General features: G+C 38.1%; 15 protein-coding genes. 11 read left to right on the top strand and 4 right to left on the bottom strand.

Features of this window, described 5'->3' with window-relative positions; genetic code table 11:
- Positions 1–112: 112 nt before the first annotated feature.
- The 10 genes from LUD75_RS06235 to LUD75_RS06190 all read left to right on the top strand — a co-directional run bounded on the left by LUD75_RS06235 (position 113) and on the right by LUD75_RS06190 (position 8,594).
- Entirely contained in the window at positions 113–1,150 is a 1,038-nt protein-coding gene (locus LUD75_RS06235) for an alpha/beta hydrolase-fold protein (protein WP_232704796.1), read from the top strand.
- Between the two features lie 287 nt (positions 1,151–1,437).
- Positions 1,438–3,081, top strand: a complete 1,644-nt coding sequence (gene pgi / locus LUD75_RS06230; RefSeq protein WP_232704795.1) for a glucose-6-phosphate isomerase — start codon at positions 1,438–1,440, stop codon at positions 3,079–3,081.
- Between the two features lie 40 nt (positions 3,082–3,121).
- On the top strand, positions 3,122–3,343 hold the full coding sequence (locus LUD75_RS06225) for a hypothetical protein (RefSeq protein ID WP_232704794.1): 222 nt from the start codon (positions 3,122–3,124) through the stop codon (positions 3,341–3,343).
- The gene (locus LUD75_RS06220) at positions 3,333–3,623 is read left to right on the top strand and encodes a type II toxin-antitoxin system RelE/ParE family toxin (protein ID WP_232704793.1); all 291 of its coding nucleotides are present in this window, start codon (positions 3,333–3,335) and stop codon (positions 3,621–3,623) included. Before LUD75_RS06225 ends, LUD75_RS06220 begins: the two co-directional genes overlap by 11 nt.
- 30 nt (positions 3,624–3,653) lie before the next feature.
- Positions 3,654–4,538 carry a bifunctional 5,10-methylenetetrahydrofolate dehydrogenase/5,10-methenyltetrahydrofolate cyclohydrolase gene (locus LUD75_RS06215; RefSeq protein WP_232704792.1) on the top strand — a complete coding sequence of 295 codons (885 nt, stop codon included), beginning with the start codon at positions 3,654–3,656 and terminating at the stop codon, positions 4,536–4,538.
- Positions 4,539–4,616: 78 nt separating this feature from the next.
- Entirely contained in the window at positions 4,617–5,249 is a 633-nt protein-coding gene (locus tag LUD75_RS06210) for a 7-carboxy-7-deazaguanine synthase QueE (RefSeq protein ID WP_232704791.1), read from the top strand.
- Positions 5,250–5,355: 106 nt separating this feature from the next.
- Complete coding sequence (locus LUD75_RS06205) at positions 5,356–6,108, top strand: ABC transporter permease (protein ID WP_232704790.1); 753 nt, start codon at positions 5,356–5,358, stop codon at positions 6,106–6,108.
- Positions 6,108–6,926 (top strand): ATP-binding cassette domain-containing protein, encoded by an 819-nt coding sequence (locus tag LUD75_RS06200; RefSeq protein WP_232704789.1) that lies wholly within the window; start codon positions 6,108–6,110, stop codon positions 6,924–6,926. The genes LUD75_RS06205 and LUD75_RS06200 overlap by 1 nt, the downstream gene beginning before the upstream one ends.
- Positions 6,910–7,533, top strand: coding sequence for an outer membrane beta-barrel protein (locus tag LUD75_RS06195; RefSeq protein ID WP_232704788.1), 624 nt, complete (start codon positions 6,910–6,912; stop codon positions 7,531–7,533). The genes LUD75_RS06200 and LUD75_RS06195 overlap by 17 nt, the downstream gene beginning before the upstream one ends.
- 215 nt (positions 7,534–7,748) lie before the next feature.
- Positions 7,749–8,594 (top strand): AraC family transcriptional regulator, encoded by an 846-nt coding sequence (locus LUD75_RS06190; protein ID WP_232704787.1) that lies wholly within the window; start codon positions 7,749–7,751, stop codon positions 8,592–8,594.
- 3 nt (positions 8,595–8,597) lie between these two features.
- Here LUD75_RS06190 and LUD75_RS06185 read toward each other — a convergent pair whose 3' ends face one another.
- From LUD75_RS06185 to LUD75_RS06170, 4 genes are all read right to left on the bottom strand, one after another.
- The gene (locus LUD75_RS06185) at positions 8,598–8,870 is read right to left on the bottom strand and encodes a hypothetical protein (protein ID WP_232704786.1); all 273 of its coding nucleotides are present in this window, start codon (positions 8,868–8,870) and stop codon (positions 8,598–8,600) included.
- A 41-nt stretch (positions 8,871–8,911) separates the two neighbouring features.
- Positions 8,912–9,721, bottom strand: a complete 810-nt coding sequence (locus tag LUD75_RS06180) for a M48 family metallopeptidase (RefSeq protein WP_232704785.1) — start codon at positions 9,719–9,721, stop codon at positions 8,912–8,914.
- A 51-nt stretch (positions 9,722–9,772) separates the two neighbouring features.
- Complete coding sequence (gene thiL, locus LUD75_RS06175; RefSeq protein ID WP_232704784.1) at positions 9,773–10,828, bottom strand: thiamine-phosphate kinase; 1,056 nt, start codon at positions 10,826–10,828, stop codon at positions 9,773–9,775.
- A 78-nt stretch (positions 10,829–10,906) separates the two neighbouring features.
- Entirely contained in the window at positions 10,907–11,401 is a 495-nt protein-coding gene (locus tag LUD75_RS06170; RefSeq protein ID WP_232704783.1) for an acyl-CoA thioesterase, read from the bottom strand.
- A 171-nt stretch (positions 11,402–11,572) separates the two neighbouring features.
- Between LUD75_RS06170 and LUD75_RS06165 the strand changes: the two genes are divergently transcribed.
- Positions 11,573–12,784 carry an NAD(P)/FAD-dependent oxidoreductase gene (locus LUD75_RS06165; protein WP_232704782.1) on the top strand — a complete coding sequence of 404 codons (1,212 nt, stop codon included), beginning with the start codon at positions 11,573–11,575 and terminating at the stop codon, positions 12,782–12,784.
- The last annotated feature ends 42 nt before the right edge of the window (positions 12,785–12,826 follow it).

Here is a 12,826-nt window from a genome sequence, read left to right as displayed (position 1 = left end):
AAATTTTTAATGCTTTTTGAATCAAATGAAAAGTCTGCATCAAATTATTATTGTCTCATTGTGAGTATTCGAATTTTTAATGATAATTTTAACCACATCAGATATTTGAATTATGAGATATTATTTTTTGATCTTTAGCTTCTTAGTGAATTTGTTTTTCTCTCAAAATATAAGAAAGGGAACAGTTGTTACCACGCATATCAAGGCAGAAACGTTGAAAAATATCGCGGGGGAAAATCCGGAAAGGAGAGTGACAATTTATCTTCCGCCAGATTATGAAAAATCAAATAAAAGATATCCTGTCATTTATTATCTGCACGGATTTTTCTGGAGCGACAGTCTTTTGGTTTCAAATGATAAAATCCATCAGATCTTTGACAGAGCCATTGGTCTGGGCAAGATAAAACCAGTCATTGTGGTGATGCCGGATGAAAGTACGACTTATAAAGGCAGTTTTTATGCAAATTCGAAAACAGCTGGAAACTGGTCAGATTTCACATCCATAGAACTTCCCAATTTCATTGATCAAAATTACAGAACCATTGCTAAAAAAGAAAGCCGAGGCATTGCCGGACACTCTATGGGCGGAAATGGTGCTTTGAGAAACGCTTTTCTCCATCCCGAGATCTTCTCGTCGGTTTACGCATTGTCTCCCGGCATTTTGGATGCACAATATTTTGCAATGAACGAAATCGGTTTGTACAAAAATTTGAAAGACATCAAAGAGCCGAAAGATCTTTCCAAACCGGAAAATGCAAGGACAAACATTATTTTTGCAGTTGCAAGAGCTTATAATGCTACTGATAAAGCGCCTTTCTATGCGGCTTTTCCTTTTTTCTTTGAAGATGATTCGCTTAAAATAAATCCTGAAGTCTCAAAGGCTTTGAAAGATAACTCAACTTCAGAATTGATTTTTTCTCAATTTGAAAATATTAAAAAACTGAAAGCCATCAAATTCGATTGGGGCAGAAATGATGAACTGGCACACATCCCTCCAAGTTGTAAAAGTCTGAGCAGAAATATGGAAATGCTGAAAATAAAACATGAAGCAGAGGAATACATCGGAACGCACGGCAGCGAAGTCAGCAAAGAGAATGGCAGAATAGAAAATGAAATGCTTCCATTTTTTAATAAAAATCTCGAATTTTAATGACTGCTGAAATGTAAAGATTTGGTAATTATGATCTTAAACTTTGAAATACTGAATTAATTATTTTAACAAATACAGACGCGAATGGAAGATTACTATGTTGCTCAGTTCTTAAATTATATGTAGGTTTTAATCATTTATTTAAATAATTGCTTCTTGTAGAGCTTTTTTTAAAAGCTCCAGTTTATGAGTGTCATAAAACCAAAAAAATGGCTTATTTTTCTTAAATTTGCACATCTTATGGCATTTTCTGTAAGATCGATTTTAAATTTAAAACCTTAAAAAGAATGTTACCAAACATAAATCCACTCCATACTTCCGCTTGGAAAGCTCTTAATGATCATTTTGCAAACAACGATTTCGAAATGAGAACACTTTTCCAGTACAACGAAAACCGTTTCAAAGAGTTTTCATTGGAAACAGAAAACTTCCTTTTTGATTACTCCAAAAACTTAGCAGATTCCAAAACAATCGAATTGTTGCTTGATCTTGCTAAAGAAACCGAATTGCAAACGGCGGTCAAAAGTATGTTTGCTGGAGAAAAGATCAATGAAACGGAAGGCAGAGCGGTGCTTCACACGGCTTTGAGAGACTTTTCGGATAAGGAGATTTTGGTAGACGGAGAAAACATCAAACCTGGAATCAAAAAAGTGTTAGATCAGATGAAGGCTTTTTCCGAAAGCATCATTTCCGGTTCTCACAAAGGTTTTACAGGAAAGGAAATTACAGATGTTGTAAATGTCGGAATCGGAGGTTCGGACCTTGGACCAGTGATGGTTTGCTCTGCGTTGAAGCATTTCAAAACCAGACTGAACGTTCATTTCGTTTCCAATGTGGACGGAAATCATATGGCTGAGGTGGTGAAAGACCTTAACCCGGAAACCACACTTTTCATCATTGCTTCCAAAACATTTACGACTCAGGAAACAATGACCAATGCGAAATCTGCAAAAGATTGGTTCCTGAAATCGGGCGCAACTGAAGCCGATGTTGCAAAACATTTTGTGGCTTTATCAACTAACATTCAGTCGGTTAAAGCATTCGGAATTGCGGAAGAGAACATCTTCGAATTCTGGGATTGGGTCGGTGGCCGTTACTCACTTTGGAGCGCCATCGGATTGAGTATTGTTCTTTCTGTTGGTTATGAAAACTTCGAACAATTGTTAAGAGGTGCTCACGATACAGACGTTCATTTCCAGACTGCGGAATTAGATAAAAATGTTCCGGTTTTGATGGGACTTTTAGGAATCTGGTACCGTAATTTCTTTGCCGCAGGCACTTATGCCATTTTGCCTTACTCTCAATACCTTGATCGTTTCGCAGCCTATCTACAGCAAGGTGATATGGAAAGCAACGGAAAATCGGTGGACAGAAACGGCGAATTTGTAGAATATGAAACAGGACCAATCATCTGGGGAGAACCAGGAACCAACGGTCAGCACGCATTTTATCAATTGATTCATCAGGGAACAGAATTGATTCCGGCAGATTTCATTGCTTACGCAAAATCTGTGAATGAAGTTGGTGAACATCAGGATATTTTGTTGGCAAACTATTTCGCACAAACAGAAGCTTTGGCTTTTGGTAAAACAGAAGATGAGGTTTTCACAGAATTAAAATCATCAGGAAAATCAGAAGAGGAAACAGAATTCCTTTTGCCATATAAAGTTTTTGCAGGAAACACACCTACCAACTCTTTCTTGTTCAAGGAATTGACGCCGTTTACATTAGGACAATTGATTGCTTTGTACGAGCACAAGATTTTCGTTCAGGGTGCAATCTGGAATATTTTCAGTTTTGATCAATTTGGAGTGGAACTTGGAAAAGTATTGGCAGGAAAAATCCTTCCGGAACTTGAGAACGAAGGAAACGTTGAGACGCACGATAGTTCTACAAACGGACTGATCAATTATTATAAAGGAAATAAGTAAGAAAAGGAGGTTTTCATTAATTTTGATTAAAATTTAAGCAATGACACAGATAACGATTCAATTGAAAGACAAAGAAGAAGAAACGTTTGTGGAAACTTTTCTTAAGAAAATGAAAATTCGTTTTGAAAAAAATGAAGGGGATGATTCTGAGTTGACAGATAAAATGAAAAGGATAATTGACGAAAGATTAGTGGAAGACGAAAGCACATATGTTGATGCTTTTGAATCTCTAAAAAAGATTTCGGCTAAACATGGCATATAAAATCATCATTTCGCCAGAAGCAGAAAAGGAAGTAGATATCGCTTTTGAATATTATGTGGAATTTTCCAAATCTGCAGGTAAATCTTTTAATAAACAACTTTCTGATTCCTACAAGAAACTTAAGTTAAATCCTTTTTTTGAAAGAAGATATTTGAATGTGAGAGTTTTACCATTTCCAAAATATCCGTATATCATCCTTTTTCGGATTGATGAAATAAAGAAAAAAGTCTTTGTCCTCTCTGTTTTCTGCACCCATCAGGATCCGGAAAAGTATCCTTAAAATAAAAATCTAAAAAGTAAAAAGAAAGAAATGGCACAAATTCTAGATGGACTCAAAGTCTCAAAAGAGGTAAAAGCTGAAATTAAAGAAGAGGTTGAAAAAATCCTTAGCAACAATAGAAGAGCACCACATTTGGTAGCGATCTTGGTTGGAAACAATGGCGCGAGCAAAGCTTACGTGAACAGCAAAGTGAAAGATTGTGAGGAAGTTGGATTCCAATCTTCATTGATCAAATTTCCAAGCACAGTTTCAGAATCTGAATTGCTGGAGAAAATCGATGAGCTTAATAAATCAAAAGCAGTTGACGGATTCATCGTTCAGTTACCTTTGCCAAAGCAGATTGATCAGGAAAAGATCATTATGGCCATCGATCCAAGAAAAGATGTGGATGGATTCCATCCGGAGAATTTTGGGAAAATGGCTTTGGAAATGGACACCTTTTTGCCAGCCACACCATTTGGAATTTTGACCTTATTGGAACGATATAATATTGAAACAAAAGGTAAAGACTGTGTAATCATCGGAAGAAGCCGCATCGTTGGGAAACCAATGAGCATCCTGATGGGAAGAAAAGATTTCCCAGGAAATTCTACCGTGACTCTTACACACTCTTACACAGAGAAAATAGAAGAATATACAAAGAAGGCAGATATTGTGATCACAGCTTTGGGCGATCCTAATTTCCTGAAAGGAGATATGATCAAAAAAGGCGCGGTGATCATAGATGTTGGGATCACCCGTGTAGAAGATGAGTCCGAAAAAGGCTATCATCTTGCTGGTGATGTAGATTTTGACAGCTGCGCAGAAAAAGCAGATTGGATAACGCCTGTTCCAGGTGGAGTAGGACCAATGACGCGCGCAATGCTGATGAAAAACACCATTATTGCGTATAAAACGTCTGTCTACAATGACTAATTTATAAAAAATATAATCCTACCTAAGGAGAAACTGAAAAGTCCCTCTCCTGTTGGAGAGGGATTTAGGGAGAGGATAATGACTAAAGAACAAGAAGACATATTACTAAAAGAAGGTAGAATGCTCCCGGTGATGGAGCATTTTTACACTATTCAGGGAGAGGGATTTCATGCTGGGAAAGCAGCTTATTTCATTCGCTTGGGCGGATGTGATGTCGGCTGTCATTGGTGCGATGTCAAGGAAAGTTGGGATCCTACGCTTCATCCATTGATGAATACGGAAGAGATTGCAGAAACTGCCGCTAAACTTTGCAAAACCATTGTATTGACAGGTGGCGAACCATTGATGTGGAATCTAGATATTCTGACGTCAAAGCTGAAAGAACTGGGTTGTACGATCCATATCGAAACTTCCGGCGCTTATCCGATGAGCGGTCATCTCGACTGGATTACGCTTTCCCCAAAGAAAACCGGACTTCCGTTGGCAGATATTTACAATGTTGCCAGCGAACTGAAGATGATTATTTTTAATCAAAATGATTTTAAATTTGCTGAAGAACAGGGCAATAAAGTGAATGAAAGATGTGAGCTCTACCTTCAAAGCGAATGGAGCAAGCGCGATGCAATGTATCCAAAGATCACAGATTTCATCCTGGAAAATCCGAAATGGAGATCATCCATCCAAACGCATAAGTATCTCAATATTCCTTAAATTTAATAAATAGGTAACAAAAGATAATAAACCAGCCTTTCAAAAATAATTTTAGAGAAAAAAATCCAGCATAGTTATTGTAAGAATAAAGAACTAATTTTGTTTTATGTTAAAACGACTATTTACAGCCATTGGCGAATATTTCATATTGCTGGGAAAAGCGCTCAGCAAGCCTCAGAAGAGAAATGTTTACCTCAAACTCCTCGCCAGGGAGTTTTATGACCTTGGGGTCAATTCTTTCGGATTGGTATTGTTCACATCATTCTTTGTGGGTGCAGTTGTCGCTATTCAGATGTTCAACAACTTCAGCGCTTCATCCTTTCCGATTCCGAATAGTTTCGTAGGCTATGCAACCAAAGTCGTTTTGATTTTGGAATTTTCACCAACGATTATCTCAGTAATTCTCGCAGGTAAAGTAGGATCCTATATTGCGTCGAGTATCGGTACAATGCGGGTTACGGAGCAAATTGATGCTTTAGACATTATGGGCGTCAATTCTGCAAACTTTTTGATTTTACCAAAGATTGTTGCAAGCGTTGTTTTCAATCCGATATTAATTGCCATCAGTATTTTTGTGGGAATTTTAGGTGGATATTTTGCAGGTGCTGCGACTGGAAGCTGGACAAAGGCTGATTATATTACAGGTATTCAAATGTATATGCCAACTTATTTCATTTGGTATGCCTTTGTGAAGACTGCCGCCTTTGCTTTTCTGATTGCGACTATTCCTGCCTATTTCGGTTATAATGTGAAAGGCGGATCTCTGGAAGTTGGCCGTGCCAGTACTCAGGCTGTAGTTTGGACGATGATTGCCGTAATTATTATGAATTTGATATTAACCCAAATGTTACTCAGCTAATGATAGAAGTTAAAGAATTAAGAAAAAGCTTTAATAATGAAGTTGAGGTTCTGAAGGGCATCACAACTACATTTGACACAGGAAAGGTTAATCTCATCATAGGACAAAGTGGATCCGGAAAAACGGTGTTCCTGAAGTCCCTGTTAAACGTTTATGAGCCTTCCAGCGGCAGTATTCTTTTTGATGGAAGAGACATTATGACGATGTCACGCGAAGATAAGCAGGTGCTGAGGTCTGAGATTGGAACAGTGTTCCAGGGAAGTGCGCTTTTCGATTCTATGACCGTGGAAGAGAATATCAGTTTCCCGCTCGATATGTTTACCAATCTGACTTATCGCGAGAAGAAAAGAAAAGTTCTTGAAGTAATTGGCAGAGTAAATCTTGATAAAGCCAACAAAAAGTATCCATCAGAAATCTCCGGTGGAATGCAGAAAAGGGTGGCAATTGCCAGAGCTATTGTAAACAATCCGAAATATCTTTTCTGTGATGAGCCAAACTCAGGATTAGATCCTTACACTTCAAACGTAATTGATGATCTGCTTTTGGAGATTACAAGAGAATACAACACCACAACCATTATCAACACCCACGATATGAACTCCGTAATGACAATCGGGGAAAAAATTCTTTACCTGAGATTGGGAATCAAAGAATGGGAAGGCGATAAAAATATGCTGACGACAGCAAAAAATAAAAATCTGATAGATTTCGTTTATTCCTCAGAACTGTTTAAGCAGCTGAGAGAATTTATGTTAGAAAATGATCAAACAAGTTTAATTAATGATAAACCAGAAGAAAACAATGAAAAAACTAGTTAGCACACTTGCCATTTTCCTAGGAGTAATGGCTTATTCACAAGTCACATTTGGATTGAGAGCCAATGCTTTATTCAACACATCATCTGCGAGTTGGGGGAATCTGAAAGGAACCTTCAATGATGCGATTGATAGCAAAGGAGACAACAGTTCAGGCTTCAACGTAGGTTTGGCTGCAAAAATTGGTTCGCCGGTAGGTGGCTGGTTTGTAATGCCGGAGATTTATTACACTTCTTTTAAAAATAAAAATACAATCGATAATGTAGAAGTAGAGGCTAAAAGCAACAGAATCGACGTTCCTGTATTGCTTGGTCATAACTTCTTATTGGGCAAATTGGCTGCGTTTGTAGGACCAGTTGCTTCTTATAATCTAACAACAGACAATACTTACAATAACTTCAAGGAAGATGCGAAAAACGAATTTACAGTTGGTTATCAGTTTGGCGCTCAGGCTACACTTTCAAAATTTGTGGTAAATGCAAGATTTGAAGGCGCTTTTTCTAAAGACAGTAGAAAGTTCATCAGTACTGTTGCGGGCGACGAGAGAGAGATCCGCTATGACAATCGTCCTAGTATGTTTATCTTAGGGATTGGCTATAATTTCAACTAAGAGTAACGATTAGATAAATAAGAAGGCTGGAAAATTAATTTCCAGCCTTCTTCATATATAGACCTTAAAAATTCACAAATTCAATCCTGTGAGAAATTGTATTTGCTTTACAAAAGTAGAGGGTTGCGCCGAATATTCTTTTAACTCAATAAATAAAAAACAGAACAATATTAATATGTTTTGCTTATTTTTGTCTTAAATTAACATTAACTGGAATGAAAGTAATTCTAGAACATATTTCGCCGGATGACAACAGCTCTTTTAAAGTCTTGCATATTAAGGATATTCCGATCTCGGAACTGAACTGGAAATACCACTATCATCCTGAAATTGAGATTGTTTGCGTACTCAAAGGGAAAGGTACAAGACACGTTGGCTATCACAAAAGTCACTTCGAAGATGGCGCTCTGGCATTGATTGGTTCTAACATTCCCCATTCCGGACTTGGTCTTAACGCTACAGATCCGCACGAGGAGATCGTAATTCTGTTCAAGGAAGAGATTCTCTCGCTTCCAGAAGGTGAATCCGACACCAATTCCATCAAAAGATTATTGGAAATGTCCAGATATGGCGTCCTTTTCTCTTCTGATGTCAAAAAACAACTCATTCCAAAATTAGAAAAGATTACACAGGCAGAGGGCTACACCAGATATCTGTTGCTGCTAGATCTATTGTTCGAACTCTCAAAAACCGAAGATTACGAACTTTTGAATACTGAAATAATGCCTTACACCATCGTTTCTCGAAACAGAAACAGGTTGGAAGCAGTTTTCACGTATGTTGAAAATGGCTATCAGAATGAGGTTGATATTCAGCAGGCAGCTGATCTTGCAAACCTGACAAAACCTGCTTTCTGTAATTTTTTCAAGAAAGCAACTTCCATCACTTTTGTAGAATTTGTAAATCGATACAGAATTGATAAAGCCTGCATTCTCTTGTCACAAGAAAAAAGCATAGCAGAAAGCTGCTATGCTACAGGTTTTAATAATATTACTTATTTTAATAAGATTTTTAAAAAATATACCAAGACAACGCCCGGGCAATTTATCAGAAGTCTTTAATTGCTAGAAAGTGCCGCTGTTCAGATTATTTTCAACACGTTGTTTCTCCAGTTCAGCTTTCTCTTTCTGAAGCTGTTTGAACTCATTTCGTAAATGAGCTTCTTTCACTGCATTTCCTTTGCTGACGTAGCCGACCAATCCGCCTATGATCAGACCAATTCCAATGCCGGAAAGTGCGCCGTAAATCACCCTCAGGTCAATTGCCATATCATTCAGATAAAAAAGCAATGCGCCCAATCCCAATAAAATAACGCCGATAACAACTAAACTTTTCATCTTTTATATTTTTAATTATTTTATAAAGTTAATATAAAATTTTAAAGTTTACCACCTGCTTTTTTATAATATTCCAAAGCTTTTGGCATATCGGCATTCAGGTCAGCAATTCTGTTTGCCGGATTTGGGTGTGTGGACAGGAATTCAGGCGGTCTGCTTCCTGAAGAAGAAGATGCTTCCATTCTCTGCCAAAAAGCAGTTGCGCCTCTTGGATCGTAGCCTGCCATTGCCATCAATTGTAATCCCATTTCGTCTGCTTCGGATTCTTGTTTTCTGCCGTAAGCTAAAAGTCCTACTTGTGCACCAACAGGATACACTTTTTCGAAGATTCCTGCCCATTGGCTGTTGGACATCGATCCGCCAATCAGACTTCCTCCATACTGAGCAAGCATCGCTTGTGAAATTCTTTCATTTCCGTGTCCTGCTAAAGCATGAGAAACCTCGTGTCCCATTACCACCGCAACACCATTGTCATCTTTACAAACTGGCATTATTCCGGTATAGAAAGCCACTTTTCCGCCAGGCATACACCAGGCATTCAATTGTGGATCCTGAATGAGATTGAATTCCCAGCTGTAATTAGCCAAGTCAGATTCACGGCCAATATTTTTATAATATGCGTAAGCTGCATTTTTGATTTTTGCACCCACATTTTTCACGCGATTCGCATCAGCAGTTCCCGTCACCACTTTCGCAGTGGAAAGTGTGGTTCTGTATTCTGTTGCAGCAGCAGTGGCAATTTCACTGTTGTTTGCGATTTGAATTGAGGATCTTCCAGTTACGGGATTCGTAACACAGGCTGTAATTCCTAAACCTGCTATTAAGTAGCTCGAAATTTTTAAAATTTTCATCGTTTTGATTTTATTAATCTTAATTGTGCTTTACAAGTTCTATTCCAAAATTTATCCCTTGTTCAGGAATGCGTCCCAACCCTGCGCTGTCAGTGGAATCAATTGATTGGAACCTCTGGCAATTAGGAAATTTCCCTCATTATTTTCTGTGGCGTGACCAATTATTGTAAAATCCGGATGGTTTTTAATTTTATCAAAATCATTTGGAGAGATGGTGAAAAGCAATTCATAATCTTCACCGCCATTTAGCGCTGCCATTGCAGGATTTAGGTTCAATTCGTCTGCTGTGTGAATGGTGGTTTCGTCCATTGGGATTTTTTCTTCATAAAGATTAAAACCAACTTTTGACTGATCCGACAGATGAAGAATTTCTGAAGCCAATCCGTCAGAAACATCGATCATCGCTGTAGGAAGAATGTTAAGTTCTGCCAATTTAGCTTTAACATCTGTTCTTGCTTCCGGTTTCAGTTGTCTTTCGAGAATGTAATCATAGCCGTCCATTTCCGGCTGCATATTAGGATTAGCCAGAAAAACGGAATGTTCTCTTTCCAAAATCTGTAATCCCAAATAAGCGCCGCCAAGATCTCCTGTGACTACCAAAAGATCATTCGGTTTTGCAGTACTTCTTTTAACAATATTTTCTTCTTTTTCCATTCCTATTGCGGTGATGCTAATGACCAAACCAGCGTTGGAACTTGTTGTGTCTCCGCCAACTAAGTCAATTTTGTATCTGTTGCAGGCTAATGCAATTCCGTCATAGATTTCCTCCAAAGCCTCCACCGGAAAACGGCTGGAAACGGCGACAGAAACCAAGATCTGAGTCGGGGTTGCATTCATTGCAGCAATATCGCTGAGGTTCACGACAACGGCTTTGTAACCCAAATGTTTCAACGGAACATATCCCAAATTGAAATGAATTCCCTCTGCCAGCATATCTGTCGAAACTACAACGTGCTGGCCTTCAGAGTCAATGATTGCGGCATCGTCACCGATGGATAATTTGGTTGAATTCTGAACGATCGGAAAATTTTCCGTCAAATGTTTTATCAGGCCAAATTCTCCAAGTTTGGAAATGGGCGTGAGTTCTTGTGATTTATCTTCGAGCATTTTTTATAAATAATAATTGATGAATGATGATTATTAATGACAAGCGAAAAAAATTTTTATTCGATTATCGTTAATGATTTACTGGAATTTTTCAGGATTAATATTCTCCGGTCGGAATGGCAAAGTTTTCAGGAAATCTCTTGTGATGATATTCACATTTTCAGATTTAAACTCGTCCATTACCAAGATAATATCTTCCGGCGGCGTTGTGATTTTTCTAAGCATAATGTCAATCCAAACACCAGTTGCTTCTGCAGTAGCACAATGGGTTCCGTCCGGCAGATAAAATTTGTGAACAAACTGATAAATAGAGCCATCGTCAGAAATTGCAGCAACTTCCAAGCCGACGTAAACAGTCTGATCTGCATAAATTTCTCTAAAAAAAGAATATTTTTCGTGCATCATCACGGGACCCACGCCCCAACGGTTGAGCTGCGTCAATCCGATTTTGTTTTTGGTAAGAAAAGCCATTCTTGTTTGTGAGCAATAGTCTACATAAGTGGAATTTCCCAAATGACGGTTGGCGTCGATATCGCTCCAGCGCACTTCAAATTTATGGTAATAAACAGACATGTTTTCGATTTTTAATATTCTTCAAAATTAACCATTTGAGATGGATCTTAAAAATGTAATTTTGTGCATCGAATATAAAGCAACAGAGTTGCGAAACGTTTGTAGGACTATCAGAAGTATCACTATAGAGTTCCACCGGAGCGACATATTGGTTTTTATAAGATTAAATTAATGTCAAAAAAGAAAAGAATCATCATCATTGGAGGTGGCGCTGCCGGATTTTTCACGGCGGCAAATCTTGATGAGGACAAATATTACGTCACAATTCTCGAGCAGAATTCGGATGTTTTGCAGAAAGTCAAAATCTCCGGTGGTGGCCGGTGCAATGTGACACACGCCTGTTTTGATCCAAAAGAACTTGTGAATTTCTATCCAAGAGGGAACCGCGAATTGCTCAGTGTTTTTACAAAATTTCAGCCGGGAGACACTATGGATTGGTTTGAAACCAGAAATGTTCCTTTGAAAATTGAAAAAGACAATCGCGTTTTCCCAACCACAGATTCTTCACAAAGCATCATCAATGCCATGACCAATGAAGTTAATAATAAAAACTTCGAAGTCAAAACACAGGTTTCTGTCTCTGAGATCATTAAACAACACGAAGATTATTTAATCAAAACAAAAACTGGCGATTTCACTGCGGATATTGTGGTTTATACGACAGGGAGTTCTCCAAAATCCGTTAAATTGATTCAGAACCTCGGGCACAAAATTGTAGAGGCTGTTCCATCACTTTTTACGTTTAATATCAAAGACGATCTGCTGAAAGACTTGCCTGGAACAAGTTTCGAAAATGCGGAAGTCAGCATTCCGAGTCTGAAAACCGAAGAATCCGGACCGCTACTCATCACCCATTGGGGACTTTCCGGTCCTGCGATTTTGAAAATTTCGGCCTGGGAAGCAAGAAACCTGGCAAGATTGAAATACAACTTTGAAATTGAGGTTAACTTTATTTCAAAACCAATTTCAGAAGCTGAGGAAGAATTGAAAAACTTCAAAAACAGCAATCCGAAAAGATCGATCGGCCAGTCAAAAATATTTGATGTGACCAATCGTTTCTGGAACAAGATTCTGGAAATTAACCGCATCAATCCCGATAAACAGATCGCTAATCTATCTGGAAAAGAAATGGATTTGATTCTGGGAAATCTGTGTGCAAAAAAAATGAAAGTCACAGGAAAATCGACTTTTAAAGATGAATTCGTAACGGCCGGCGGCGTGGATCTTAAGGAAATTAACTTTAAAAATATGGCTTCCAAAATTCTTCCAAATTTTTACATTGCTGGCGAGGTTCTTGATATTGATGCAGTTACAGGCGGATTTAATTTCCAGGCTTGCTGGAGTGAAGGCTGGCTGATTTCGCAATTTCTTAATACGCTTTAAATAAAATCTTTTGTTAACTTTACCAACATAATTAATTTTTAT

It is taken from the genome of Epilithonimonas sp. JDS (assembly GCF_021261315.1).
Lineage (GTDB): Bacteria > Bacteroidota > Bacteroidia > Flavobacteriales > Weeksellaceae > Epilithonimonas.
The sequence above is the reverse complement of the archived record's forward strand: the minus strand, read 5'-3'. Positions and strand labels throughout refer to the sequence as shown.

Coding starts and splice junctions, on each gene's coding strand:
- LUD75_RS06235 (WP_232704796.1), top strand. CDS start 113: ATGAGATATTATTTTTTGATCTTTAGCTTCTTAGTGAATTTGTTTTTC.
- pgi (WP_232704795.1), top strand. CDS start 1,438: ATGTTACCAAACATAAATCCACTCCATACTTCCGCTTGGAAAGCTCTT.
- LUD75_RS06225 (WP_232704794.1), top strand. CDS start 3,122: ATGACACAGATAACGATTCAATTGAAAGACAAAGAAGAAGAAACGTTT.
- LUD75_RS06220 (WP_232704793.1), top strand. CDS start 3,333: ATGGCATATAAAATCATCATTTCGCCAGAAGCAGAAAAGGAAGTAGAT.
- LUD75_RS06215 (WP_232704792.1), top strand. CDS start 3,654: ATGGCACAAATTCTAGATGGACTCAAAGTCTCAAAAGAGGTAAAAGCT.
- LUD75_RS06210 (WP_232704791.1), top strand. CDS start 4,617: ATGACTAAAGAACAAGAAGACATATTACTAAAAGAAGGTAGAATGCTC.
- LUD75_RS06205 (WP_232704790.1), top strand. CDS start 5,356: ATGTTAAAACGACTATTTACAGCCATTGGCGAATATTTCATATTGCTG.
- LUD75_RS06200 (WP_232704789.1), top strand. CDS start 6,108: ATGATAGAAGTTAAAGAATTAAGAAAAAGCTTTAATAATGAAGTTGAG.
- LUD75_RS06195 (WP_232704788.1), top strand. CDS start 6,910: ATGAAAAAACTAGTTAGCACACTTGCCATTTTCCTAGGAGTAATGGCT.
- LUD75_RS06190 (WP_232704787.1), top strand. CDS start 7,749: ATGAAAGTAATTCTAGAACATATTTCGCCGGATGACAACAGCTCTTTT.
- LUD75_RS06185 (WP_232704786.1), bottom strand. CDS start 8,870: ATGAAAAGTTTAGTTGTTATCGGCGTTATTTTATTGGGATTGGGCGCA.
- LUD75_RS06180 (WP_232704785.1), bottom strand. CDS start 9,721: ATGAAAATTTTAAAAATTTCGAGCTACTTAATAGCAGGTTTAGGAATT.
- thiL (WP_232704784.1), bottom strand. CDS start 10,828: ATGCTCGAAGATAAATCACAAGAACTCACGCCCATTTCCAAACTTGGA.
- LUD75_RS06170 (WP_232704783.1), bottom strand. CDS start 11,401: ATGTCTGTTTATTACCATAAATTTGAAGTGCGCTGGAGCGATATCGAC.
- LUD75_RS06165 (WP_232704782.1), top strand. CDS start 11,573: ATGTCAAAAAAGAAAAGAATCATCATCATTGGAGGTGGCGCTGCCGGA.